This is a genomic window from Afipia dichlorophenoxyacetatis (assembly GCF_055386385.1).
On the sequence record NZ_AP029250.1, the window covers coordinates 4,762,707 to 4,784,670 of the forward strand.

A 21,964-nucleotide genomic window follows, 5' to 3' on the forward strand; every position below is an offset into this window, starting at 1 on the left:
CGTGGCGAACGAACCTACTCGGCAAACGAAGCGTGGGCTGCAGGGCCCAGAAGGCAAACCCGGACGTCCCGGACCGCAAGGTCATCCCGGCCGCCCAGGAGCGGAAGGTCCGCGCGGCAAGGCTGGAGTGCCGGGCAAGGCCGGCCCGCAGGGAAAGCGCGGTGACACCGGACCGCCGGGTAAGCCGGGGCTTCAGGGCAAGGCAGGACCGGACGGCAAACCCGGTACACAAGGTCCACGCGGTGCAGAAGGTCCTCAAGGCCAGACGGGTCCAGCGGGGCCGCAAGGCCCACGCGGTGAACAAGGGCCTCCCGGGCGCCTGCCCTCGTTTGAGGAAATGCTGCCGTGGCTGGAGACGATTTTCGACGCATGGGAAGAGCATCGCCGGAAGCGCGAGCGTGAAGCGAGGGAACGCGAGGAGCAGGAAGCAGCCGCGCGTCTCGCCGAACTCGAAGCCGAGGCGTTAGCAGCTCACGACAGCGATGACGAAGACCACAAAGAAAAGAAGAAGAAACGCCGCAAGGACAAGAAATAGTGTCTTCAACGATCGCCACGACGCCTTCCAGGAAGCTAGTGGCGATGCAACCACGTCCGGATTTATCCCAGCGACAGGAATTTTTGGCGCGCTTGTCGTGATGTCGCTCGCGTCGCCCACTCTTGCCGACAACGAGCCGAGCTTATTCGGCGCCGTTATCGTTTCGCCGACCCACACCGCCGCATGAACCTCATCGTACAATCCGGCGACAGACAACTAACGAGCCCATAGCCACCCAACCAAAGACGACACGTCATGCCCCTTGGACCGATCGAACACTTTCCCACGCCAGGCCTCTTATTTGTTGGCGAACAGGATGGCGTTCCCGAGCGGCAATTGAAGAACGCAGTCTCAGACTTGCTTCGTCGGGACCGCGATGTCACGCGAGCCTATCTTGCGCGGGTCGTTTATGACGGCAAAGTCAACGGTGTGATCCTTGGCCTGCTGACTAAGTACGACGATAGCGAAGAACTCATTAAACAGATCAGCGGTGTCTTTAAAGCTATTTTCAACGCTGACGCACAGCTCGACATGATCTTCCTGTCAGACGAACAGAATGCGGCAATCAGCCGTGTGTGTCCGCCTTTCTATGAACGCTCCGCTTGATAACGCTATGGTCCATGCCCTTGGTATGCAATGATCAGAAATAAAGCAGTTTTGTTTGGCGCAACGCTCTTCCTTGTCGCCATCAACATTTTGTCCCCCGCGCTAGCTGCCAAACTTTCGAATGCCGACCGCGCGTGGATCAACACCTGCATGGCGCAACGCCAGATGAGCAAGGAGCAGCCAAAAAAGCTGCGAAAATATTGCACATGCATGCAGGAGGTCGTCGACGACAACGAGCCGTTCGACAGCATCAGTGCGCTGGAACACACCTATCCGCCGGCGCATGAAATGTGCTGGAAAGAGGCGGGGCGGAAGTGAACTTCACCGTATGACATGTTGTGTCTTAACTCGACTTCGCATTCGGTGCGATCATGAATGAATTGGAAAAGACCGCTTATGGCCGCATGGCCCAAGCGCTCGCTTGGCACGCACATTACTCTGCTGAAAACAACGGCTTTAAATTTCCAGGCGTAACTGAGCCGGTTTACGATCACATTTCGGATTCGACATTTGAGGCAGTCGCCGTCTCTCTCTGGAAGCTACGAATTCTCAAACCTCTCGATGAAGAGGGCGGTTGGGCTCATCATTTTATAATGGATTGCAAACCAGATGATGCGTGTCACATCGCTATGTCCAACTGGAAACACGGTCCGAATTTCGATGAACTGCTAATAACGCTCATCACCCTGTTCGGAGACTATGGAACGGAGTATTGGGGATTTTCGACCCAACGCGATGTTCCATTCGGCAAAGACGGTCGGTTGACATCTGTACTTGATGCGCTTGTCCCGCTTGGATATCTGCACAAATCCGAGCCTGGATACATTTGGACAGAGCGCGTAGTGCCTCTCATGTATGCTGCGGGTTACGAGGAAGAAGCGGACGAGGTCGACACGTTAAAGTTATGCCCATAGGAGCGTAACTAAGCGCAGGCGCGAAGGCCGCGGCCAGACCCTGTCGCACTGTAGTAGTGCGCTGTGATAGCATCATCGCAACCGTACGTTTTTGCTAGAATGCGACGATGCATGTGAGAAGGACGCCGGCCCATGCACAACTTCACGCCTCTCTCTGGGTTGCTCGGCGGCGCGCTCATCGGGCTTGCCGCGTCAGCGCTGATGCTGCTGACCGGACGTATTGCCGGGATCAGTGGCATCTTCGGCGGACTTATCTCGCCCAGTTCGACTGACCGCAACTGGCGGCTGGCTTTCTTGGCAGGGCTAATCGCAGCACCACTCATCGCGGTGTTTGCGTTAGGTACCCCCTTGCCCGCGCCCACAATGCCGGCAAGCCTGATCTTGATTGCCATTGCAGGTCTGTTTGTCGGCTTCGGCAGCCGGTTGGGCGGCGGCTGTACCTCAGGCCACGGCGTATGCGGCATCGCGCGGCTGTCGGCGCGCTCGATGGTGGCCACTGTCATTTTCATGGCGGCGGCCATCGCAACGGTCGCCATCACACGTCACATCATCGGAGGCTGATCATGCGGCTCATTCTCGCGAGCTTTCTCTGCGGTCTCGTCTTCGGCGCCGGATTGCTGATTTCAGGCATGACGCAGACGGAGAAGGTGCTGGGCTTCCTTGATATCTTCGGCGCGTGGGACGCGACACTGGCATTCGTCATGGCCGGTGCGGTTGTAGTTGCAAGCATTGGCTTTGCTCTCACCCGGCGGCGCGGCCTGCCAATTCTAGCCGCGCAGAGTCTGTGGCCGACGCGCCGGGATATCGACGCCCCTATTGTCGTCGGTGCAACGCTTTTCGGTATCGGCTGGGGTCTGGTTGGCCTCTGTCCCGGTCCGGCGCTGGTCAATCTCGCCGGTCTCAGCCTGCCCGTGATTGTATTCGTCGCCGCCATGGCCGCAGGCATGCTGGGCTTTGAGGCCTGGGATAAACATAAGCTCTCCGGGATCACGACGGCGGAGACCACCGTTGCGACCGCTGATGGCTGAGGCGCCTCTCCATCGAAAGAGAAGCGCCTCTACCGGTTACTTCATGGTAATCGCAAGCCCGCTCAGGTCGGCATTCGCCATCAGACCAGTCTGCCGTCCGGACAACTCCAGTACCGCGCCCTTCTGATTGGTGAGCACAATCGCGCGCGCGCCGCTGCCGACCGCGATACCTGCGCCGGCTGCGCCGTAAACACCAGCGACGTCGGACGGACGGTTGATATTGCTTACGCGCCCACGCAGCACCGTCTTCGAGCCGCCGAATACAAGTCCATAGTCCAGTCCGCCCGTGGCCAACGAATAAGTCCTGCCGCGGAAGGTGAGCGTGCCAGAGCCGCCCGAGCCACCGATGAACCATCCGGCCTTGTAGATGACGAGCGACACGGTCCCGCTATCGGCATGGGCGGATGATGAGAAACTGATCCCGACGAGCGTCGCCAGGGCAATCAACGCGATATGAATGGTGGATGAAAACCGCATGAAGACTTCTCCGTGCAATAGCGGTGAACGAATGCGTAAAGCGCACTAGTGGTCTGATTCTAACATTCGCATCCCGTTTTTCGGCGGGCACTTCCAGCGAATGTTAGAATCAAAAGACCACTAGTAAATATAAGATTCTATAGTGGAGTTTTGGATTTGACATTCGCTTCCAGAAATTGCCGCAAGGTCGGTAGCGAATGTCAAATCCACTCCACTATGTCCCGAATCTAAAGTCCGCCCTAGCGGCGCGGACTTTAGCGCATCGAACAGATTCGCAAACGCGTTTCATCCTGTACGAGGGGGTTGCGCAGTACCCATCAGGGCCGATGCAACGGCGAATCACTCCGCTCAAAATGAAACGAGGCCCGCTTGCGCGAGCCCCGATGATTTTCCGATCCTTGGCTAGACTGATCGTAACGGTCAGCCAAACCGCGCCCTATTCCGCTCCCGCGCTTTCTCGGCCTCGAGCTCACGGTCGCGCGGCGCCGCTGCGGTTTCAAGCGATGTCAGCAGACGGCGCGCGGCATCGGACACCTCCATGACCGCACGATTGAATGCATCTTCGTTCGCCTTTGAAGGCGCGTTGAAACCGGAGAGCTTCCGCACGAACTGCAGCGCGGAAGCATGAATCTCGTCCTCGGTCGCCGGCGGCTCGAAGTTGAAGAGCGTTTTAATATTGCGGCACATGTTGGCTCCTTCGCCAGTATGACCACGTCTTCAACGCGAGGCCGCTAGACGAATAAGCGGAAACTCCGCTCAGTGATCGTCTTTCTCCAAACCACCCATGTGCTTCTGGGTGTAGAGTTCGATGCCGACGCGGTTGATCAGGTCGAGTTGGGTCTCAAGAAAATCGATGTGACCTTCCTCGTCCTTCATCAGGCTCTCGAACAAATCGCGCGAGACGTAGTCCTTGACGCTATGGCAGTAGGTCGCGGCCTCCTGGTAGAGATCGCGAGCGCCGTGTTCCGCCGCAAGATCACACTCGATGATTTCCTTCACGTTCTGACCGATCCGCAACGGATCCAGAACCTGCATGTTCGGGAACCCATCGAGGAACAGAATCCTATCCGTGAAACGGTCGGCGTGATGCATCTCCTCGATGGATTCCTTGCGCCACACCTTGGACATCTCGTTGAGGCCCCAGTTGTCCAACAAGCGGTAGTGCAGCCAATACTGGTTGATAGCGGTCAGCTCGCTGCGCAGGCCCTTGTTGAGATATTCGATGACCCTCGCGTCGCCTCTCATGATGCACTCCATTGCAGGGAACCGTCCCAAACGGTCCCGAAATCCAATTTAGAAACGTTCTAAATCAGATCGGAGCAGAGAACAAGCGCCTTTCGGGCTCTAAACAGGGCTGGGGATAAGGTTCCGTGAGGGATCAGGCAGCGATCTCGGTCGGCAGGACCACCGCATGGTGATGCGTGTGGGTCTCAGCTTGGCGCTGCTCGGAGTGCGGGCAGCCGGCACAGCAGGACTTCGCGCAGGGTCCCAGCGCTTCATCCATGATTTTCTTGATGGTGCGTGCGCAGCGGCCGCATTGGGCGCTGCAGCCGAGGCAGCCATAGACCTGCCCGGCGGTACGCGGCAATTCCTTGACCACGGCATTGCGGACGTCGTGGTCGGTCAGGACGTTACAGGAACAAACGATCATGGATTGATTGGGCAACCTGTGAGGACGTTGACCCATGGATATTTCAGCAGCGCCTAGGATGCAAAAGCAAAACAGCCAGTTTTAAGCTATTCCAAACTAGGCGAGCGTACGTTGTTCATATTGGAATCGATCTAAAAAGAAGGCTTCCCACTTGCGCTCGGCGAAGTTCGCTTAAAGGACTCGCGGAGAAAATGAAGCGAACTTCTAAACCACTACACGAGGGAGAGCGAACAGTGACCGATATCGGGTTTGGCGATCTCAAAACTATCTATCCCGCGCCTTCCGAACGCGTCGTTGCAAAAGCACTGTCGCGGATCGATCGTCACGCCGCTAACTTCATCAGCCTGTCGCCGTTTTGCGTGCTGGCCACCGCCGGCCCCGATGGCACTGTCGACGCTTCACCACGTGGCGGCAATCCGGGTTTTGTCTCAGTCAAGGATGGCGATCGTCTGCTGATGCCGGATCGCGCGGGCAACAACCGCATCGATAGTTTTCGCAACGTACTCAGCGGCTCAGGCTACGTTCAATTGATCTTCTTCGTGCCTGGGCTTGATGAGACGTTACGTGTTGGCGGCGACGCAAAAGTATCTGCGGATCCGGAATTGCTGCAGGCCATGATTGAATTCGGCAAGGCGCCGCGTGCCGTGTTGGATGTCTCCGTGCGCGAAGCTTATTTTCACTGCGGTAAGGCACTCATGCGCTCCAAGCTTTGGTCACCCGATGCACGCGTGGCACGCTCCGCACAACCTAGCATCAGCGAAGTGATCCACGAGCAGACCGGAATGGGCACACCTGAATCCCATGAACAGGTGGAAGCCCGGTTCAAGACACTACTCTAAACCATCGCATCATCGCGACGCATCTCTGAAGGACACAAGAATGGAAAAGCTGCTGCCACTTGCAGAGAAGATTGCTGCGTCGCTGATCGCGCGAGGCGAAACCGTTGGCGTTGCGGAATCCTCAACCGGCGGATTGATTTCCGCAGCACTACTTTCGGTGCCGGGTGCGTCCGCTTTCTACCGTGGTGGCGGTGTGATCTACACGCCGCGTGCGCGCGCTGCACTCGTGAACATCACGAAGGAAGAAATGGAAGGCATGCGTGGTGCAACAGAACCCTACGCCGCACTGCTCGCGTCACGCGCGCGCGAACTTCTCAACACCACGTGGGGACTGAGTGAAACCGGCGCGACAGGCCCGACAGGCAATCGCTATGGCGACGCTGCGGGACATTCCTGCATGGCCGTTGCCGGTCCTATTGCACGAACAATCACGTTAGAAACCGGCAACAGCGATCGCGTTGACAACATGCGCGCCTTTGCACTTCGCGCACTCGGGTTGTTCGACGAGATGATCAGCGCGAGACGCTGAAACAAAATCGCTGACACTGAGTTTCATCAGCGTTGATCGATGGATTCACGCGGATAGTTCCGCGTTTTTCACACATCAACTTTCGTCAGCGAATGTTACGCGGGTCCAGAAACCCTTGTAATTGCGGACAAATATTCCTTACGGAAACCTTAATGAAAAGGAATTGAGTTTTTTCCAGAATATTAACCCAACAGAACGCATTTTGGTCACATATGGCCCCTACGCCCCGCGCACGTCATCCAATCATTACAAAGTGAGAGAAATGCGAAAATTGCCGATCGCGATTGCACTGGCTGTTGCTATGTGCACACCCGTCGTCGCCCAGGAGATGGGTGGTGAAGCTCCAGCGAAGCCTGCACGCGTTTCGATGTTCAAGGCTGCAATGAACGAAGTCGCGATCATGCGTTATCGCGCAGCGCTCAAGCTGAAAGCCGATCAAGAAAAGTATTGGCCTGCAGTTGCCAACGCGTTGCGTGCGCTTGCCCGCGAGCCGCAGGTTAATGAAGCCGCCGTTCGCCGCTTTGCCCCTGCAGCCTCCGCGTTGTTCGCTCGTCTTGACGACAATCAGAAGCAGACCGCCATGCGTCTCGTCCAGAGCGCGGGTCTGACGCAGTACGCGTCGCTCTTCTAATCATCTACGTAAAGCTGTGGTGCCGGAGGTTTCCGGCGCTCTGCATCAGAAACCAAAAACGGCGTCATCGCATATCGCGAGGCGCCGTTTTTGTTTCGCGCTTTAACCATTATGGCACGGCGATTTTCTGAATGATGGCAAAAAGCTGACGATGCCGTTCAGTTTCCGTTCAAGCTGCGTCTGCAACTATCACCTCCGACATTCGTTATCGTGTGTCGTGAACGTTGAAAAAGGTGAAGCCATGAAGAAGGTCGTTCTGGCGGTTGCCACTGCCGCCACCCTCGCAGTTACCGCACTCGCAGCGCCTGCCCCGGCAGAGGCGCGCGGCGGACGTGTTGCAGCCGGTGTAATCGGCGGCTTGGCTGCCGGCGCGATCATCGGCGGCATCGCCGCGAACAGTGGCTACGGCTACTACGGCCCGGGCTACGGGTATTACGGCGGTCCGGCCTACGTAGCCGCCCCTTGCTACTGGCAGAGCCAGCGCTTCTGGGACGGCTATGGCTGGCGCATTCGCCGGGTCCAAGTCTGCGGATAACGGTCCGCGGATAAGGCCTGAAAACCAAGGTTAGATATGCGGCTCTGTAGCCTCGGTTTGAAGAATTATGACGTTCGGAACGGTAAAATCGCCGTTCCGGGCGGTTTTTTAAGGACCATGCCTCAGAATCTTCTGTATATTGGTATCTGGGGATGAACGGATGCTCCGCTCGATACGGGGCAATCAAACTGGGGCCCTCAACATCATTCCACTTGAGTTGTTGGTCCTTAAACCAATCGCCTTGCGCCGGGCTGTGGCGTGATCTGAGGAGATGAAACATATGAAGAAGGCACTTTCGGCATTCCTCGCTGCTGTGACGGTTGCTGGATCGCTGGCAACTGCAATGCCAGCCGCTAACGCACGAGACGGTGGCGCAATCGCTGCTGGCGTGGGCCTGGGCATTCTCGGCGGCGCGATCGCCGGCGCAGCCATTGCCAACAGCCGCCCGGCCTATGCCGCTCCGGCCCCTGTTTACGTTGAAGAGCCTGCCTGCCGTCTCGTTCGCGAGAAGTTCTGGGATGGTTACGCTTGGCGTTTCCGCCGCGTTCAGGTTTGCGATTGATCTGACCGCCTCTCACGTCAGTCGTGAGATTTGAGTTTTCAAACCCGGCCCGTCAAACGGCCGGGTTTTTCTTTGAAACCACGTTTGACAAAACGGACACTATCGCCCGGCATTCATCGCACGCAGCACGTCTTGGCTTGGCCAGCAGTCGACCTTGAGCCCCGCCTTTTTCTGGTAAGCACCCAACGCCGCACGCGTCTGCATCCCCGCCTTACCGTCGAGCTTCGAATTGTAGAGACCGAGGCGGGTGAGATTTTTCTGCATCGCCTCCACATCGGTGCTGCGCAGTTGCGTCGATGCCGACCATGGAGTCGCGAACGGCTGCGGATCCGTCATGCGATCGCTGAGATGACCGACGAACAGCACATATAGATCCGAGAAATTGTATTCCTTGATCACGAAGTAGTTCGGCGTGGTGAGAAAGGCCGGGCCGTAAATTCCCTCGGGCTGCAAGAGTGAAGCACTCTGCGCCTGTTCAGCTGCACTCAAGCGCAGTCCTCGCACCGGGACGAACCCTTCACGCAGCCATTCCGAGATCGGTTTGGTGACTTCCGGCACACCTTGCGTGCAATCGACATTGCGTGGCGCACGAACCTCGTAGGCCCATCGCAATCCCGGCTGCCAGCCTTTGTTCTTTAACTGCTGTGCGGCGGAGGCCAGCGCATCCGGGATCGACGTCCAGATGTTGACGTGGCCGTCTCCGTCGAAATCGACACCATGCTTATGAAGTTCGGACGGCAAAAACTGCGTCAGCCCCGTCGCACCGCCCCATGACACGCGCAGTTGCTTACGTGTCACGTCGCCATTCTGGATCAGCTTCAAAGCCTCGATGAATTCCTCGCGGTACTGTTCCTTACGCCGCCCGACATAGGCCTGCGTTGCCAGCACGCGTAGTCCGTCATACGGCAGTGTGTAGCGGCCATAGTCGGTCTCGCGCCCCCAGATCGCGAGAATAATCGTAGCGGGGACGCCAAACCGCTGCTCGATAGCTTTCAGCGTCGCGGCATGCTGCTGCATGAGCCGCTGGCCTTCCGCAGCAAGGCGCGCGATGCTCGCTTCCTTCAGGTAGTCAGCGGGCACTTGCACAAATTCCGCCTGAGCCGGCGCACCGGTTGAGGGCCGACCGGGCAACAGCAGATCCGGCAATTTGTAATCCGGTTCTAGGCCGCGGGTCTCAGCGTCGAACGTTGCGCGCGATACGCCCGCTTGTTGTGCCTCTGGCCACAACGAGGTGATGAACTGCGTGAAACCCGCATCAGCGGCAAGAGCGGCCGGAGATACGACGAGAGCTAACAGCGCAGCGGCGCACGCGATCGTGCGCCACAACTTTCTAACTATCGCTCGTGAGGGTGACTGCATCAGTGCCCGTGATGTGAATGCCCATTATGCGCACGCTGTCCGTCGGGTGCAAACACTGGTCCGTTCGAAATGCGATCCACATAGGCTATGCCTACCGCCGAGAAGATAAAGACCACATGGATGATGGTCTGCCACATCACGCCGGTATCCGTATAGTTTGTGGTGCGGCCAGTGCCGCCGAGGTTGCCGGCTTCGATGAAGGTCCGCAGCAGATGGATCGAAGAAATGCCGATGATCGCCATTGCCAGCTTAATCTTCAGCACGCTTGCGTTGACGTGGCTGAGCCATTCCGGCTCATCCGGGTGTCCCCGCAGATTGAGCCGCGAGACGAAGGTTTCATAGCCGCCGACGATCACCATCACCAGCAGGTTCGAGATCATCACCACGTCGATCAAGCCGAGCACCACCAGCATGATCTGCTGCTCGGAAAAATCGAACGAATGAGTGATGAGGTGCCAAAGCTCCTTCAAAAAGAGCACGACATAGACACCCTGCGCGACGATTAACCCGACATACAGCGGCAATTGCAGCCAGCGCGATCCAAAGATCAACATCGGAATCGGGCGCAATGTCTTGCCAGATGGTGGGAAAGGCGTATCAGGCGTCGGCGTCATTAACAAAAGCTCCGGCTATCTGGAATCTCTCAATTGGGGAGCATGTCCGATTCTGTCGAGCTGCGCCGCAGCGGCGTTTAACCGCAGAATTTTTCTCCGCTCCGACATCATGATGTCAGCATTGCGGAGATCACCCGGTAAAGCGCGTCTCATCGGGTTGCAACAACGAAAAATCTCGGAAAACGCAGCAATACCTTGCCGTCCGCTTGCGGCAGATAGCTCGCCGCGATGCGCACGCTATAGGCCTCGAGGAACTCCTTGCGCTCCGGGAAATCGAGCGGATCAAGAAACGGACGAAGCCCGGTCCCCTTTACCCATTCGACGATGGCCTGAGTATCGTCGAGCACATGATTGTAAACCGTGTGCCAGATATCGATGTTCCGGCATAGCGGCCTCAGCGCATCGTAATAGACACCGGGCTTCGGCAAAACGTCCCGCGCTTCAGCCGCGTGCGCAAGTTGCTCACGGAACGGTTCGAGCCGGGCCACCTCGCGCATCAGGATATGCGATGGCTCCTCGAGATTGTCCGGCATCTGCACCGCGAGCACGCCGCCTTCCGGCAACTTGCTGACGAGGCGCTTGAGTTGTGTCAGATGATCCGGCACCCATTGAAAGATCGCGTTCGCGAACAGCACATCGGTGCCGGCTTGAGGAGCCCAGTGCGATATGTTGGCTTCGATGAATTGGTGCTGCGGGAGACGTTCCCGCGCCTGCCGCAGCATATCCGCTGACGTGTCGATACCGGTGATGCGGGCCTCGGGCCAGCGTTTGGACAGCAACTCGGTCGAGTTTCCCGGCCCGCACCCGATATCGACGACCTGGCGGGCCTGTTGCAGCGGGACCTGGGCCAGCAAATCGCGCGCCGCCCGGGTGCGCTGATCCTCGAACTTAAGGTACTGCTCCGCACTCCAGTCGGCCATCCGTACGCTCCATGCTCTTGCTCGCCCCCTTTTACGTCAGGCGGCAAACGATGGCCAGATTACGGACGTCATGCGAAGGCATGTTAACAGGGGGTCGGTCGTTCCTTCTGCTCAAAGCGCATGCACCTTTTTCCCTCCTTCAGGGATGCCTGCTTCACGGGCAGTTGCGCGAGACGTTGGGTTCTCGCCGGGCTGTCGAAAACAGACAGCATTGAGCCGGGCATGAGCAATGAAATCACCAGCGCCATCGCAATGAAATTGAGCACCATGATCTTCCTCCGTCGAAAGATCTTCACCCTTACAGGCGCTGGCCGGTGATTTCACGCAGGATCGATTGCAGTTTTGCGGTCAGTTTCCGGCGACGCCGGCCCACACAAACCCCTGCTCGCGCATGGTCCGAATCCGGGCTTGCAGGAATTCGCGACCGACGGTTTCGAGCCGCTCCGTAGGCAGCAGGAAAATACGGCGTCGATCATTCGGATCGGTTTGACGGACGATCATGCCCGCCTCTTCCATATCGCTGAGGTGACGCGACACGGTCGCCTCAGTGGCAAACTGCTCGAAATAGGTAGCGAGTTCCTTGTGCGTGATCAGTTGTCCGGTCAACCAACGATGCGCGACAATGCTGAAGATCATGTCGGCTTCGAACACACTGCGCCACGCCCGTTTCAAAACGCCCGAGGCCAGCACCTTGCGCCGGAACTCGGAACGCCAGTCGACCCATGCAACGTCTATGGCAAGCGCCGCCCGTTCTTCAGGGCTGAGTGTACTTTCACTTGCGGCAATGGGGCTTGCTGGAGTGGCCGCGATCTCTCCGGAGGTCAGTGGCTTGTTGCGCTCCTGCATGCAGTCACCGGCCTATGAGTCCTCTCGTCAGGTCCCGCAACGTCGATAGCGAGGAGCGAGCGCTCCTTGCACATCGATGTTGTTGTCCAGCAGTTCGATCACCGCGTGAGTTTCTTATACTTCACACGATGGGGAATGACCGAGTCCTGGCCGAGACGGCGCATCTTGTCCTTCTCGTAATCCTGGAAATTGCCCTCGAACCATTCGACGTGGCTGTCGCCCTCGAACGCAAGAATGTGGGTGGCGATGCGGTCCAGAAACCAGCGATCGTGGCTGATGATAACAGCGCAACCGGCGAAATCTTCCAGCGCCTCTTCGAGCGCACGCAGCGTATCGACGTCGAGATCGTTGGTTGGTTCGTCGAGCAGCAACACGTTGGCGCCGGACCTCAGCATCTTGGCGAGGTGCACGCGATTGCGCTCACCACCCGACAGTGCGCCGACCTTCTTCTGCTGATCAGCGCCTTTAAAGTTAAACGCCGAGCAGTAGCCGCGCGAATTCACTTCCTTCTTGCCGAGCAGGATCAGGTCGTTGCCGCCGGAAATTTCCTCCCACACAGTCTTCTTTCCGTCGAGCGCATCGCGCGACTGGTCGACGTAACCAAGATGAACAGTCTCGCCGACGGTGATGACACCGGCGTCCGGCTGTTCCTGCTTGGTAATCATCTTGAACAGTGTGGTCTTGCCGGCGCCGTTTGCGCCAATCACGCCAACGATGCCACCGGGCGGTAGGTTGAAGGTCAAGTTGTCGATCAGCAGCCGATCGCCAAAACCTTTGCTGAGGCCTTCGAAGTCCACGACATTGTTGCCCAAACGTTCAGCCACCGGAATGATGATCTGCGCGGTCTGGGTCTGCTTCTCGCTGGCCTGCTTAAGCAGCTCTTCATAGCGCTGGTAGCGCGCCTTGGATTTGGCCTGACGCGCCTTCGGCGATGCCGCGATCCACTCCTGCTCGCGCGCCAATGTCTTCTGGTGCGCTGCGTCTTCGCGGCCTTCCTGCTCGAGGCGCTTCTGCTTCTGGACAAGCCACGAGGAGTAATTGCCCTCGTAAGGAATGCCGCGGCCGCGATCGAGCTCCAAAATCCAGCCCGTCACGTTGTCGAGGAAGTAGCGATCGTGGGTCACGATCAGGATCGCGCCGGGATAATTGCGCAGATGGCCTTCCAGCCACGACACCGATTCCGCATCGAGGTGGTTGGTCGGTTCGTCGAGCAGCAGCAGTTCCGGCTGATCGAGCAAGAGACGACACAGGGCGACGCGACGACGCTCACCGCCGGAAAGCTTGGTGACATCAGCGTCGTCCGGCGGACAGCGCAACGCGTCCATTGCCTGGTCGACCTTGCTGTCGAGATCCCATAGCCCTTGGGCCTCGATCTCGTCCTGCAGCTTGGTCATCTCGTCGGCGGTTTCTTCGGAATAGTTCACCGCGAGTTCGTTATAGCGGTCGAGGATCGCCTTCTGCTTGGCGACACCTTCCATGACATTTTCACGCACGCTCTTGGTCGCGTCGAGTTGCGGCTCCTGCTCGAGGTAGCCGACGCGCGCGCCCTCAGCGACCCATGCCTCGCCGTTATAATCCTTGTCGATGCCCGCCATGATCTTCAGTAGCGTCGACTTACCCGAACCGTTGACACCAAGCACACCGATCTTGGCGTCCGGATAGAACGAGAGGTGGACGTTATCGAGCACTTTGCGGGTGGGATAGGCCTTGGTCAGGCCCTGCATGAAATAGACGAACTGGCGAGCCATCGTGATCCTTGAGACGGGAATGCGAGGGAAATTTTGCTGCTCCTGATGTAGCGGCGGGAACAGCAAAGGGCAACCTTTGGTAGGATTTTGGAAAGGTTGTTGACCAGGATTTTCCCGGGCCCTCGACGCAGAAAACCGCTTTTTAATGACTGTTCCGTAAGGTGTCAGGCGTGAACCCGTAGCGTTCGCGCAGCTACCCATATTGCAACATTGGCATCAGAAGATCGCCGAGACTTGCCATGACGGCATACAGCACATCGATCGCAAAAGGCTCGGCGGCGCCCTCTACAAGAGGTGCATTGGCCGCAATTGCAGGTTTCTGGCGCGAGTTCCTGCGGGCGGCGTTCAACCCCTACCATCCCGAACAACACTATATGCGCGGTCCCGGCCCGGCCTGGCGCGCGAAGCACGGAACGACCGTCAATCCCTGATTGGTATAGGACAGTCACGCATTCACGGTGCTTGCGCGGACAACGATAGCGCGCAACCATACAGGTGTCCCGCCGGGCAACCCTTCCGGCTCAGCCCTTCAGCATATCTACGAATTTGAGGACGCATGAAACACCGCTGCGCGATTCTTGACGATTATCAGAACGTTGCATTGAAGCTGGCCGACTGGTCGCCGCTTAAGGACAAGATTGATATCACCGTATTCGACAAGCCGTTCACCTCGTCCGACGAGGCTGTCCGCGCATTGAAGGACTTCCACATCGTCTGCGCGATGCGCGAACGCACCGGTTTCGGAAGCGACGTCTTGAACGCGCTGCCAGACCTCAAGCTGCTTTTGACGTCGGGGATGCGCAATGCCGCCTTTGATATGGAGACCGCAAAGGAGCGTGGCATCGTGGTCTGCGGCACGGGCACCACCGGCAATCCGACCGCTGGGTTGACCATCGGCCTCATGCTGGATCTCACACGCAAGATCGGCTTTGAGAACGCCCGCATGCACGCTGGCGAACCATGGCAAGTCACCGTCGGCGAAGACGTTGAAAGCCGCACACTCGGCATTGTCGGCCTTGGGAAGCTCGGCACAAAGGTTGCGACCATCGCCAAGGCGCTCGGAATGAATGTCATGGCCTGGAGCACGAACCTCACGCCGGAGGCCTGTGCGGTTGCGGGCGTCACCTACGCCACCAAGGAAGAACTGTTCGCCAAAGCCGATGTCATCACCATCCACCTGATCCTGAGCAAACGCTCGCGCGGACTGATCACGGCTGACGACCTCGCGCGCATGAAACCAACGGCGTATCTGATCAACACAGCGCGCGGACCGATCGTGGACGAGGACGCGTTGCTGAAAGCGCTACAAAACAAGGCGATTGCCGGTGCCGGACTCGATACGTTTTCGCAGGAGCCACTGCCGGTCGACCATCCGCTGCGCAAGCTCGATAACGTCGTGCTGACCCCTCACCTCGGCTATGTGACCGAGGAAAACTATCGCCACTACTATCGCGACATGATCGAAGACATCGCAGCGTGGCTTGAAGGGAAGCCGGTGCGCGTGATGGGCTGATCATCATCGACAGGCTGATGACAGAAAACAAAAATGGCCGGGCTGTGCCCGGCCATTTGCATTCAGAACAAAAAGAACTTTTAGCGCACCGTGACCGGCGCCGGCAGCGGCGGCACAACGGTCGGTCCCTGATTGGGAACTCCAACCGGAGCGCGGCCAACCGAACCGTCGGCGTTCGCCATTGGAGACGACATTGCTGGGCCAGGCTGCGCTGAAGCGGTGACTTCCGGCGGCTTGCCACCCGGAAGCACCACCACGCGAGTACCAACCTTCACGCGGTCGAACAGGTCGGTCACGTCTTCATTGAGCATACCGATACAGCCCGACGAGACGAACTTGCCGATGGTCGACGGCTGGTTGGTGCCGTGGATGCGATAAACGGTATTGCCGAGATACATAGCGCGCGCACCAAGCGGATTGCCGTCACCACCGGCCATGAAGCGCGGCAGATAGGGCTGACGCTCGATCATTTCCGCCGGCGGATGCCAATCCGGCCACTCGGCCTTGCGGGTGATCTTCTGCACGCCGGTCCAGGTGAAACCGTCACGGCCGACACGGACGCCATAGCGGATCGCACGACCGCCACCCAGCACGTAGTAAAGCTGCGTGTTCGGCGTATCGACGATGATCGTGCCAGGCGGCTCCTTGGTCGGGAAGTTGACTTCCTGCCGGCGCAGACGCGGTTCAAGCTCCTGACGGGGGCCAGTTTCGGGCTGATCGTCAGGCGGCAGCGCAGACAGCGTCGTTGGCCGACCATCGCCGCCCTGCGGCGGCATAGCAGCCGAACGGCCATCGACCGCGCCTGGTGGCCGCAAGCCCTGGTCCTGACCACCGTAGCTGCCGCCCTGAGGCGCGCGCTCCTCCATATAGATCGGAGGCGGTCCGCGGTCGGAATAAACCGGCGGAGGACCGCGATCAGAGTAAGCGGGGGGTGGCGCCATCGGGCGGCCATAGCGCGGATCATCCGGCGACATCACCGGACCGAGTGCCATGTTATCTTGCGGCGGAAGCGACCGTTGCTGATAAGCCTGCTGCGGGGGCCCCGGCTGCTGATAGCCCGGCGGAGAAAGCCCTACAGAACCCTGGCCTCGTGCATCGTCGTCGTCGAGGCGGTCAAAATCGGGGGCTCCGCGATTATCCTGATCGGACAGCCCATAAGGCGCGGGCCGAACCGGCTCGGAATAGCCTGGAGGCGGCGGATAAGACTGCGCCACGGCCACATGTGAACCCGCGACGCCAGCCGCAAAAGCCGCCAGAATCGCCGCAGAAACCGTTGAAAGGCGATTGAACATCATGCCCCTTATTTTAGTGCTAACCCGCCACCGCATCGTTAATGCCAGATCGCCCACGATAGCGGCGCATTCAAGACATTTTTGCAAAAAACACCTTGGGAACACTGACTTTTTCGCGAGTTTCCCAAGAAGTGACAAATCGGCCGCTCGGCGAAGCATCTGATACGGCAAAGTTTTTAGGAACACCCAATCACGATTGCGCTATTCTTGGACGCGCTCCGATTCGTGGCACGGATTCTGTGCCGGTAGCGTTTTGTGTCGCGTCAAAAGTGCTCGCGTTTGTAAGCGTCCGTTATGGCCCGGTGGCCTCGGCTGATTCGCTCGGCCGCAGGCAGGACACGAAGACATGCTCCCCGGAATTCGATTTATCTTCGTCACGGTCATCCTGTCGGCTTCCGTTTTGATCTTCGGCCTCGGTGCCGCGGCGCTGCTACGCGTGTCTCATGAGGAATTTGCTACCCTGCCGTCGTGGCGCGTGGCTCAGCCTCAGCTCCCCCCTGCTCCGGTCGAGACGACCCCGCCAACGCTGGCCATGCTGCGGATAGAGACGCCGGACACCGCTAAAGCCGACGTGAGTGGAGAAAGTCCAGATCCGACATCGGCCTCCCCGGACGTTGATTTGAAAGCACACGATGTCGTGGGCAAGCCCAGTGTAACTGCAGAGGCGCCGCCTACGTCTGACGCCCTGGCGGCTTCCGCCGAGAGAAGTTCGGACACGGCTGGCCAGCCTGAGCCGGCCCCTGTGGATTCGCCTGCGCCAAGTGTGGTCGCGGTCACTCCAACGCCCGCAATCGAAAAACAAGAAAACGGAACGACGGATCCAGCGAACGCCGACTCCAATAATTCTAATTCCGAAAATGCCGCTCCCGAAGTTCGCGCGGATCAGACCGAGGTCGTGGAAGCCAAGCCGGAAAAGGCTGAGACTGCGGACGTCGCAGCTGCTGAAGTTACGGCGTCTGTACCCAGGCCGTCTGAAAGCAAGCTGGCCTCCCTCAGCAACCCTGCTGAAACCACCGCCGAGGTCAAAGGCCATGGGGTCAAGCTCCCGACGGTGAAAGTTCATGCGACCAAGGTGTCAAAACCAGCGGCAAAAAAAGCTAAACGATCCGGCATCTATGCCATGGCCCAGCGTCGGCGCGCTGCGGCGCGTGCCCGCGCGATTGCTCGTGAGCGGGCAGCCCGCCTGGCCCAGCAGAAATTTGTTGCTGTGGATCCTTTCGCCGCGCTGTTTGGCGTTCAACAGCAGCCTCAAATCGTGCAGCCACCGCAGCAGCAGCCGTGAGCTAGGCCGGTCCCGTGGCGACCACGGGCCCCTCGGGCAAGCCCCACTCCGCCCAGGATCCATCATAAAGCGCGGTGTCGATCCCCAATCGTGCCAGCGCCAGTGAGATCGTTCCTGCCGTCACACCGGAGCCGCACGACGTCACGATCGGCCTTTGCAAATCGACCTTTGCGCCGCCGAAAATAGCCTTCAACTGCTCCAGCGATTTCATGGTCGCATCCGGATTGATCAGATCCGTGAACGGCACATTGAGGCTGCCCGGAATGTGGCCCGAACGGCGCCCCGGCCAGGGCTCCGCCGCCGTCCCCTCGAAGCGTTCTTTCGCACGGGCATCGACCACCTGCTCCATCGAAGTGCTGATGTTCGCCAGCATCTGTGCCCGCGAACGCACGCGGTTTTCATTCAGGTGAGAATGGTACGCGGTCAGATGCGGCGTGACCGGCTTTGCATCGACGGCGTAGCCGTCGGCGATCCATTTTTTCAAACCACCATCCAGCACCTTAACGCGCGGATGATCGAACGTGCGGAACATCCACCAGGCCCGCGGTGCGCCTAGGTAGTCGCCGCGATCATAAATCACGACGAAATGATCGTTCTCGATGCCGAGTGCGCCAACGTCACGCGCAAACTGCAACGGCGGCGGCAACATGTGCGGCAAAGAGCTACCTTGATCCGCGATAGCATCGACATCGAAAAACACCGCGCCATGAATATGCCGTTGCGCGTACTCTTCTGCTGCGGTCGGTGGCCGCATCGCCGGCATGCGGTAGGAGGCATCGAGCAGGCGCAGGTCCGGATCACCGAGATGGTCGTGAAGCCACGCGGTGCTAACGAGAGGATCATCAATCATGTTTAGTCCTTCTTGCGCGGCTCGATCTTTTCGACAGCACCGCCAGCCTCGCGCCACGCGGTGAAGCCGCCGCCGAGATGCGCCACCGGCGTCAACCCCATGTCCTGCGCGGTTTTAGCCGCCAGCGCGGAACGCCAGCCCGAGGCACATTGAAACACGAACTTTTTGTCTTCCTGAAAGATCGGCTTGGCGTAGGGGCTTTCAGGATCGATCCAGAATTCAAGCATACCGCGCGGGCAGTGAAACGAGCCCGGGATACGGCCTTCGCGCTCGATCTCACGCGGGTCGCGCAAATCGACGATCACCACATCGCTGAGGCCAACACCGCCGTTCGGGAATTTCTCGACAGCCTCGGCTGCATTGATGGTCTCGATCTGGGCATTAGCCTCATCGAGAAGCTTCTTGTAACCGCGGGTGATGGTGGAGGGCATGGAAACTCCGGAAATAAGCGCCCCTTCATCTGAAGGGACAGCAGGCAGCGTAGCGAAGTCTTCGGCGAAAGGGCAATAAGCTTCCGGATCAAATGCCCGTTCCAGCTCGCCAGATCAGCGGGTCAATTCCCGCATCGCGCCCTCAAGACCTTCCAGGGTGAGCGGGAACATGCGCTCCGTGAACAACTTGCGGATAATCGTTGTCGATTCCGAATAGTCCCAGTGCTTGCGCGCAACAGGATTGAGCCAGACCGCATGCGGATAGGTCCGCGTCACGCGCTCCAGCCAGACCGAACCCGGCTCTTCATTGACATGCTCGACCGAACCGCCCGGAACGACGATCTCATAGGGCGACATCGACGCGTCGCCGACAAAGATCACTTTGTAGTCGTGCGGGTACTTGTGGAGGATATCCCAAGTCGGTGTGCGGTCGGAGAAACGGCGCTTGTTGGCCTTCCAAACACCTTCGTAGAGGCAGTTGTGGAAGTAGAAATACTCCATGTGCTTGAATTCGGTCTTGGCTGCCGAGAACAGTTCTTCGACTTGAGCGATGTGTCCGTCCATCGAGCCGCCAATGTCGAAGAAGATCAGAACCTTCACCGCGTTGCGACGCTCAGGCCGCATATGCACATCGAGGTAGCCGTGATTGGCGGTCTCGCGGATCGTGGTGTCGAGATCGAGTTCATCAGGCGAACCAGTCCGCGCAAATTTGCGCAGGCGGCGCAGCGCGACCTTGATGTTGCGGATACCGAGTTCGACGTTGCCGTCGAGATCCTTGAACTCGCGGCGATCCCACACCTTTACAGCGCTGAAGTTGCGGTTCTTCTCCTGCCCGATACGCACGCCCTCGGGGTTGTATCCATAAGCACCAAACGGCGACGTGCCCGCGGTGCCGATCCACTTGTTGCCGCCCTGATGGCGCTTTTTCTGTTCCGCGAGCCGTTCACGGAGCGTCTCCATGAGCTTGTCCCAGCCCATGGCTTCGATCTGCTTTTTCTCTTCCTCGGTGAGATATTTTTCCGCGAGCTTCTTCAGCCATTCGGCGGGAATGTCGGCCTTCTCCATGGCGTCGAGCAGATTTTCGAGCCCTTTGAAGGTCGCGCCGAACACGCGATCGAACTTGTCGAGATTGCGTTCGTCCTTCACCAGCGAAGCACGCGCAAGGTAATAGAAATGCTCAACGCTCTGGTCCGCAAGGTTGGCGTCGAGCGCCTCCATCAGCGTCAGATATTCGCGGAGCGTGACCGGCACCTGCGCGTCGCGCAGCGATGTGAAGAATTGCAGGAACATGGGACGTAATGTGCCCGCGCCCGCGCTCCCGTCAAGGGTTCGTGGCGGGAAGTCCAGCCCGAAAAGCTTGATTGCATTGCAGACTTGCGACCGTGAATGAGGCTCGTGGCGGCCTAGACCACCCGGTGATTTCAATTAAACTACCGTTTGACGCCAGCTGGGCGCATCCAAACCGGGTGGTTCGCGGCGTTGATCGGGTACGCTCACCACTCGGACAGGAGTGTTACAGCGTTTAAAACAGGGGGTTCTTCCATGGGTATTGAATCCGTCATTGTTTGGCTCATCGTCGGTGCGATTGCAGGCTGGCTCGCCGGGCTCATTGTGAAAGGTGCGGGCTTCGGGCTGCTCGGCAACATCGTTGTCGGCATCATCGGAGCCGTGGTTGCCGGCTGGTTGTTGCCGCAACTCGGCGTCAACCTCGGCACCGGGATTATCCGCGCCATCATCAATGCGGCGATTGGTGGCGTCATCGTCCTCGTCATTCTCTCATTGATCCGGCGAGCGTGACGCTCTAAGCGATTTTCGAGACGACCGTCGATGAGGCGGTCGTCTCTTGTTTGAAACGGCGACGGCGTTTACGTCCAACGAAGACATCACAAGGCAAACCTCTCGATGAAATTTACCGGCACTCAAAATTACGTCGCCACCGATGATCTGAAGGTCGCGGTCAACGCTGCGATCGTGCTCGAACGTCCGCTACTTGTGAAGGGCGAGCCTGGCACCGGAAAGACAGTGCTGGCCGAAGAAGTTGCAAAAGCACTCGACGCGCCGCTGCTGACCTGGCACATCAAGTCCACCACCAAGGCGCAGCAGGGCCTTTACGAATACGATGCAGTGTCGCGCCTGCGCGACAGCCAGCTTGGCGATCCGCGTGTGTCCGACATCTCGAACTACATCAAGCGGGGTAAATTGTGGGACGCCTTCACCAGCGAGAGGCGCCCCGTGCTGCTGATCGATGAGATCGACAAAGCCGATATCGAGTTTCCGAACGACTTGCTGCTCGAGCTCGACCGGATGGAATTCCACGTCTACGAGACCGGCGAGACCATCAAGGCCGCCAAGCGTCCGATCGTGATGATCACCTCGAACAACGAAAAGGAGTTGCCGGACGCATTCCTGCGCCGCTGCTTCTTCCACTACATCAAGTTCCCTGACGCCGACACCATGAACGCGATCGTCGACGTGCACTTCCCTGGCATCAAGAAGCGGCTCGTCGAGGAAGCGCTTCGCATTTTCTTCGAAGTGCGCGACGTGCCCGGCTTGAAGAAAAAGCCATCAACCTCGGAACTGCTCGACTGGCTGAAGCTGTTGCTGAACGAAGAGATGACTCCGGAAACGTTGCGCGAGCGTGATCCTCGCAAGCTGATCCCGCCGCTTCACGGCGCACTGCTCAAGAACGAGCAGGACGTCCACCTGTTCGAACGGTTAGCGTTCCTCAGCCGCCGGGAAGTCTGAGGCTGCAGCTTCAATAATTCCAATTCGTGATGGCCGGGACTTCTCCCGGCCATTTTC

30 protein-coding genes are annotated in these 21,964 nt (G+C 58.6%); 16 read left to right on the forward strand and 14 right to left on the reverse strand.

All coding sequences use genetic code 11. The annotated features are described in order from the left end of the window. Window position 1: 1 nt before the first annotated feature. The 6 genes from ACZ5C3_RS22290 (at window position 2) to ACZ5C3_RS22315 (ending at window position 3,083) form a co-directional block, all read left to right on the forward strand. Window positions 2–535: a collagen-like protein gene (locus ACZ5C3_RS22290; RefSeq protein WP_464033104.1), complete on the forward strand. Its 534-nt coding sequence runs from the start codon at window positions 2–4 to the stop codon at window positions 533–535. A gap of 255 nt (window positions 536–790) precedes the next feature. Continuing rightward, window positions 791–1,141: an enhanced serine sensitivity protein SseB C-terminal domain-containing protein gene (locus tag ACZ5C3_RS22295; RefSeq protein WP_464033106.1), complete on the forward strand. Its 351-nt coding sequence runs from the start codon at window positions 791–793 to the stop codon at window positions 1,139–1,141. Window positions 1,142–1,171: 30 nt separating this feature from the next. Further along, window positions 1,172–1,459 (forward strand): hypothetical protein, encoded by a 288-nt coding sequence (locus tag ACZ5C3_RS22300; protein WP_464033108.1) that lies wholly within the window; start codon window positions 1,172–1,174, stop codon window positions 1,457–1,459. Window positions 1,460–1,512: 53 nt separating this feature from the next. Next, window positions 1,513–2,055 carry a hypothetical protein gene (locus ACZ5C3_RS22305; RefSeq protein WP_464033110.1) on the forward strand — a complete coding sequence of 181 codons (543 nt, stop codon included), beginning with the start codon at window positions 1,513–1,515 and terminating at the stop codon, window positions 2,053–2,055. 132 nt (window positions 2,056–2,187) lie between these two features. Continuing rightward, window positions 2,188–2,616 carry a YeeE/YedE family protein gene (locus ACZ5C3_RS22310; RefSeq protein WP_464033111.1) on the forward strand — a complete coding sequence of 143 codons (429 nt, stop codon included), beginning with the start codon at window positions 2,188–2,190 and terminating at the stop codon, window positions 2,614–2,616. Window positions 2,617–2,618: 2 nt separating this feature from the next. After that, on the forward strand, window positions 2,619–3,083 hold the full coding sequence (locus ACZ5C3_RS22315; protein WP_464044281.1) for a DUF6691 family protein: 465 nt from the start codon (window positions 2,619–2,621) through the stop codon (window positions 3,081–3,083). Window positions 3,084–3,119: 36 nt separating this feature from the next. Here ACZ5C3_RS22315 and ACZ5C3_RS22320 read toward each other — a convergent pair whose 3' ends face one another. The 4 genes from ACZ5C3_RS22320 to ACZ5C3_RS22335 form a co-directional block, all read right to left on the reverse strand. Then, a complete protein-coding gene (locus ACZ5C3_RS22320; protein ID WP_464033115.1) occupies window positions 3,120–3,560 on the reverse strand; it encodes a hypothetical protein in 441 nt (146 codons plus the stop codon). Window positions 3,561–3,980: 420 nt separating this feature from the next. Next, the gene (locus ACZ5C3_RS22325) at window positions 3,981–4,247 is read right to left on the reverse strand and encodes a DUF2277 domain-containing protein (RefSeq protein WP_464033116.1); all 267 of its coding nucleotides are present in this window, start codon (window positions 4,245–4,247) and stop codon (window positions 3,981–3,983) included. Between the two features lie 69 nt (window positions 4,248–4,316). Next, the gene (bfr, locus tag ACZ5C3_RS22330) at window positions 4,317–4,805 is read right to left on the reverse strand and encodes a bacterioferritin (protein WP_464033118.1); all 489 of its coding nucleotides are present in this window, start codon (window positions 4,803–4,805) and stop codon (window positions 4,317–4,319) included. A 133-nt stretch (window positions 4,806–4,938) separates the two neighbouring features. Then, entirely contained in the window at window positions 4,939–5,211 is a 273-nt protein-coding gene (locus ACZ5C3_RS22335) for a (2Fe-2S)-binding protein (RefSeq protein ID WP_464038401.1), read from the reverse strand. Window positions 5,212–5,444: 233 nt separating this feature from the next. On the opposite strand from ACZ5C3_RS22335, the gene ACZ5C3_RS22340 reads away from it, so the two are divergent. The 5 genes from ACZ5C3_RS22340 (at window position 5,445) to ACZ5C3_RS22360 (ending at window position 8,307) form a co-directional block, all read left to right on the forward strand. Further along, the gene (locus ACZ5C3_RS22340) at window positions 5,445–6,050 is read left to right on the forward strand and encodes an MSMEG_1061 family FMN-dependent PPOX-type flavoprotein (protein WP_464033120.1); all 606 of its coding nucleotides are present in this window, start codon (window positions 5,445–5,447) and stop codon (window positions 6,048–6,050) included. 40 nt (window positions 6,051–6,090) lie between these two features. Further along, entirely contained in the window at window positions 6,091–6,579 is a 489-nt protein-coding gene (locus tag ACZ5C3_RS22345) for a CinA family protein (RefSeq protein WP_464033121.1), read from the forward strand. 262 nt (window positions 6,580–6,841) lie between these two features. After that, window positions 6,842–7,210 (forward strand): hypothetical protein, encoded by a 369-nt coding sequence (locus ACZ5C3_RS22350; protein WP_464033122.1) that lies wholly within the window; start codon window positions 6,842–6,844, stop codon window positions 7,208–7,210. 241 nt (window positions 7,211–7,451) lie between these two features. Further along, window positions 7,452–7,745 carry a hypothetical protein gene (locus tag ACZ5C3_RS22355; protein WP_464033123.1) on the forward strand — a complete coding sequence of 98 codons (294 nt, stop codon included), beginning with the start codon at window positions 7,452–7,454 and terminating at the stop codon, window positions 7,743–7,745. 280 nt (window positions 7,746–8,025) lie between these two features. Further along, window positions 8,026–8,307, forward strand: a complete 282-nt coding sequence (locus ACZ5C3_RS22360) for a hypothetical protein (protein ID WP_464033125.1) — start codon at window positions 8,026–8,028, stop codon at window positions 8,305–8,307. Between the two features lie 99 nt (window positions 8,308–8,406). Here ACZ5C3_RS22360 and ACZ5C3_RS22365 read toward each other — a convergent pair whose 3' ends face one another. The 6 genes from ACZ5C3_RS22365 to ettA all read right to left on the reverse strand — a co-directional run bounded on the left by ACZ5C3_RS22365 (window position 8,407) and on the right by ettA (window position 13,794). Then, the gene (locus ACZ5C3_RS22365; protein WP_464033126.1) at window positions 8,407–9,666 is read right to left on the reverse strand and encodes a lytic murein transglycosylase; all 1,260 of its coding nucleotides are present in this window, start codon (window positions 9,664–9,666) and stop codon (window positions 8,407–8,409) included. Further along, window positions 9,666–10,280: a TIGR00645 family protein gene (locus ACZ5C3_RS22370; RefSeq protein ID WP_464033128.1), complete on the reverse strand. Its 615-nt coding sequence runs from the start codon at window positions 10,278–10,280 to the stop codon at window positions 9,666–9,668. The genes ACZ5C3_RS22365 and ACZ5C3_RS22370 overlap by 1 nt, the downstream gene beginning before the upstream one ends. Before the next feature lie 149 nt (window positions 10,281–10,429). Further along, window positions 10,430–11,200, reverse strand: a complete 771-nt coding sequence (gene tam, locus ACZ5C3_RS22375) for a trans-aconitate 2-methyltransferase (RefSeq protein WP_464033129.1) — start codon at window positions 11,198–11,200, stop codon at window positions 10,430–10,432. A gap of 83 nt (window positions 11,201–11,283) precedes the next feature. Then, window positions 11,284–11,469, reverse strand: coding sequence for a hypothetical protein (locus tag ACZ5C3_RS22380; protein ID WP_464033130.1), 186 nt, complete (start codon window positions 11,467–11,469; stop codon window positions 11,284–11,286). Window positions 11,470–11,548: 79 nt separating this feature from the next. Continuing rightward, entirely contained in the window at window positions 11,549–12,046 is a 498-nt protein-coding gene (locus ACZ5C3_RS22385; protein WP_464044282.1) for a MarR family transcriptional regulator, read from the reverse strand. Between the two features lie 98 nt (window positions 12,047–12,144). Continuing rightward, window positions 12,145–13,794, reverse strand: a complete 1,650-nt coding sequence (ettA, locus tag ACZ5C3_RS22390; RefSeq protein ID WP_464044283.1) for an energy-dependent translational throttle protein EttA — start codon at window positions 13,792–13,794, stop codon at window positions 12,145–12,147. 239 nt (window positions 13,795–14,033) lie between these two features. On the opposite strand from ettA, the gene ACZ5C3_RS22395 reads away from it, so the two are divergent. Then, window positions 14,034–14,225 carry a hypothetical protein gene (locus tag ACZ5C3_RS22395; protein WP_464044284.1) on the forward strand — a complete coding sequence of 64 codons (192 nt, stop codon included), beginning with the start codon at window positions 14,034–14,036 and terminating at the stop codon, window positions 14,223–14,225. Window positions 14,226–14,350: 125 nt separating this feature from the next. Next, on the forward strand, window positions 14,351–15,307 hold the full coding sequence (locus ACZ5C3_RS22400) for a D-2-hydroxyacid dehydrogenase family protein (protein ID WP_464033135.1): 957 nt from the start codon (window positions 14,351–14,353) through the stop codon (window positions 15,305–15,307). An 80-nt stretch (window positions 15,308–15,387) separates the two neighbouring features. Here ACZ5C3_RS22400 and ACZ5C3_RS22405 read toward each other — a convergent pair whose 3' ends face one another. Further along, window positions 15,388–16,599, reverse strand: a complete 1,212-nt coding sequence (locus tag ACZ5C3_RS22405) for a L,D-transpeptidase (protein ID WP_464038402.1) — start codon at window positions 16,597–16,599, stop codon at window positions 15,388–15,390. Between the two features lie 346 nt (window positions 16,600–16,945). On the opposite strand from ACZ5C3_RS22405, the gene ACZ5C3_RS22410 reads away from it, so the two are divergent. Continuing rightward, on the forward strand, window positions 16,946–17,881 hold the full coding sequence (locus ACZ5C3_RS22410; protein ID WP_464033137.1) for a hypothetical protein: 936 nt from the start codon (window positions 16,946–16,948) through the stop codon (window positions 17,879–17,881). Window position 17,882: 1 nt separating this feature from the next. On the opposite strand, the gene sseA is transcribed toward ACZ5C3_RS22410, so the two are convergent. From sseA to ACZ5C3_RS22425, 3 genes are all read right to left on the reverse strand, one after another. Beyond that, window positions 17,883–18,731 carry a 3-mercaptopyruvate sulfurtransferase gene (gene sseA / locus ACZ5C3_RS22415; RefSeq protein WP_464033139.1) on the reverse strand — a complete coding sequence of 283 codons (849 nt, stop codon included), beginning with the start codon at window positions 18,729–18,731 and terminating at the stop codon, window positions 17,883–17,885. A 2-nt stretch (window positions 18,732–18,733) separates the two neighbouring features. Beyond that, a complete protein-coding gene (locus ACZ5C3_RS22420) occupies window positions 18,734–19,162 on the reverse strand; it encodes a rhodanese-like domain-containing protein (protein ID WP_464033141.1) in 429 nt (142 codons plus the stop codon). Between the two features lie 114 nt (window positions 19,163–19,276). Next, window positions 19,277–20,452 carry a vWA domain-containing protein gene (locus tag ACZ5C3_RS22425; RefSeq protein WP_464033142.1) on the reverse strand — a complete coding sequence of 392 codons (1,176 nt, stop codon included), beginning with the start codon at window positions 20,450–20,452 and terminating at the stop codon, window positions 19,277–19,279. Between the two features lie 252 nt (window positions 20,453–20,704). On the opposite strand from ACZ5C3_RS22425, the gene ACZ5C3_RS22430 reads away from it, so the two are divergent. After that, complete coding sequence (locus ACZ5C3_RS22430; RefSeq protein WP_464033144.1) at window positions 20,705–20,959, forward strand: GlsB/YeaQ/YmgE family stress response membrane protein; 255 nt, start codon at window positions 20,705–20,707, stop codon at window positions 20,957–20,959. A 105-nt stretch (window positions 20,960–21,064) separates the two neighbouring features. After that, complete coding sequence (locus tag ACZ5C3_RS22435) at window positions 21,065–21,907, forward strand: AAA family ATPase (protein ID WP_464033145.1); 843 nt, start codon at window positions 21,065–21,067, stop codon at window positions 21,905–21,907. Window positions 21,908–21,964: the final 57 nt, after the last annotated feature.

What these genes read in the sequence shown, in the direction of transcription:
- ACZ5C3_RS22295 (WP_464033106.1), top strand. Translation starts at nt 791, where the DNA reads ATGCCCCTTGGACCGATCGAACACTTTCCCACGCCAGGCCTCTTATTT.
- ACZ5C3_RS22300 (WP_464033108.1), top strand. Translation starts at nt 1,172, where the DNA reads ATGATCAGAAATAAAGCAGTTTTGTTTGGCGCAACGCTCTTCCTTGTC.
- ACZ5C3_RS22305 (WP_464033110.1), top strand. Translation starts at nt 1,513, where the DNA reads ATGAATGAATTGGAAAAGACCGCTTATGGCCGCATGGCCCAAGCGCTC.
- ACZ5C3_RS22310 (WP_464033111.1), top strand. Translation starts at nt 2,188, where the DNA reads ATGCACAACTTCACGCCTCTCTCTGGGTTGCTCGGCGGCGCGCTCATC.
- ACZ5C3_RS22315 (WP_464044281.1), top strand. Translation starts at nt 2,619, where the DNA reads ATGCGGCTCATTCTCGCGAGCTTTCTCTGCGGTCTCGTCTTCGGCGCC.
- ACZ5C3_RS22320 (WP_464033115.1), bottom strand. Translation starts at nt 3,560, where the DNA reads ATGCGGTTTTCATCCACCATTCATATCGCGTTGATTGCCCTGGCGACG.
- ACZ5C3_RS22325 (WP_464033116.1), bottom strand. Translation starts at nt 4,247, where the DNA reads ATGTGCCGCAATATTAAAACGCTCTTCAACTTCGAGCCGCCGGCGACC.
- bfr (WP_464033118.1), bottom strand. Translation starts at nt 4,805, where the DNA reads ATGAGAGGCGACGCGAGGGTCATCGAATATCTCAACAAGGGCCTGCGC.
- ACZ5C3_RS22335 (WP_464038401.1), bottom strand. Translation starts at nt 5,211, where the DNA reads ATGATCGTTTGTTCCTGTAACGTCCTGACCGACCACGACGTCCGCAAT.
- ACZ5C3_RS22345 (WP_464033121.1), top strand. Translation starts at nt 6,091, where the DNA reads ATGGAAAAGCTGCTGCCACTTGCAGAGAAGATTGCTGCGTCGCTGATC.
- ACZ5C3_RS22350 (WP_464033122.1), top strand. Translation starts at nt 6,842, where the DNA reads ATGCGAAAATTGCCGATCGCGATTGCACTGGCTGTTGCTATGTGCACA.
- ACZ5C3_RS22355 (WP_464033123.1), top strand. Translation starts at nt 7,452, where the DNA reads ATGAAGAAGGTCGTTCTGGCGGTTGCCACTGCCGCCACCCTCGCAGTT.
- ACZ5C3_RS22360 (WP_464033125.1), top strand. Translation starts at nt 8,026, where the DNA reads ATGAAGAAGGCACTTTCGGCATTCCTCGCTGCTGTGACGGTTGCTGGA.
- ACZ5C3_RS22365 (WP_464033126.1), bottom strand. Translation starts at nt 9,666, where the DNA reads ATGCAGTCACCCTCACGAGCGATAGTTAGAAAGTTGTGGCGCACGATC.
- ACZ5C3_RS22370 (WP_464033128.1), bottom strand. Translation starts at nt 10,280, where the DNA reads ATGACGCCGACGCCTGATACGCCTTTCCCACCATCTGGCAAGACATTG.
- tam (WP_464033129.1), bottom strand. Translation starts at nt 11,200, where the DNA reads ATGGCCGACTGGAGTGCGGAGCAGTACCTTAAGTTCGAGGATCAGCGC.
- ACZ5C3_RS22380 (WP_464033130.1), bottom strand. Translation starts at nt 11,469, where the DNA reads ATGGTGCTCAATTTCATTGCGATGGCGCTGGTGATTTCATTGCTCATG.
- ACZ5C3_RS22385 (WP_464044282.1), bottom strand. Translation starts at nt 12,046, where the DNA reads ATGCAGGAGCGCAACAAGCCACTGACCTCCGGAGAGATCGCGGCCACT.
- ettA (WP_464044283.1), bottom strand. Translation starts at nt 13,794, where the DNA reads ATGGCTCGCCAGTTCGTCTATTTCATGCAGGGCCTGACCAAGGCCTAT.
- ACZ5C3_RS22395 (WP_464044284.1), top strand. Translation starts at nt 14,034, where the DNA reads ATGACGGCATACAGCACATCGATCGCAAAAGGCTCGGCGGCGCCCTCT.
- ACZ5C3_RS22400 (WP_464033135.1), top strand. Translation starts at nt 14,351, where the DNA reads ATGAAACACCGCTGCGCGATTCTTGACGATTATCAGAACGTTGCATTG.
- ACZ5C3_RS22405 (WP_464038402.1), bottom strand. Translation starts at nt 16,599, where the DNA reads ATGTTCAATCGCCTTTCAACGGTTTCTGCGGCGATTCTGGCGGCTTTT.
- ACZ5C3_RS22410 (WP_464033137.1), top strand. Translation starts at nt 16,946, where the DNA reads ATGCTCCCCGGAATTCGATTTATCTTCGTCACGGTCATCCTGTCGGCT.
- sseA (WP_464033139.1), bottom strand. Translation starts at nt 18,731, where the DNA reads ATGATTGATGATCCTCTCGTTAGCACCGCGTGGCTTCACGACCATCTC.
- ACZ5C3_RS22420 (WP_464033141.1), bottom strand. Translation starts at nt 19,162, where the DNA reads ATGCCCTCCACCATCACCCGCGGTTACAAGAAGCTTCTCGATGAGGCT.
- ACZ5C3_RS22425 (WP_464033142.1), bottom strand. Translation starts at nt 20,452, where the DNA reads ATGTTCCTGCAATTCTTCACATCGCTGCGCGACGCGCAGGTGCCGGTC.
- ACZ5C3_RS22430 (WP_464033144.1), top strand. Translation starts at nt 20,705, where the DNA reads ATGGGTATTGAATCCGTCATTGTTTGGCTCATCGTCGGTGCGATTGCA.
- ACZ5C3_RS22435 (WP_464033145.1), top strand. Translation starts at nt 21,065, where the DNA reads ATGAAATTTACCGGCACTCAAAATTACGTCGCCACCGATGATCTGAAG.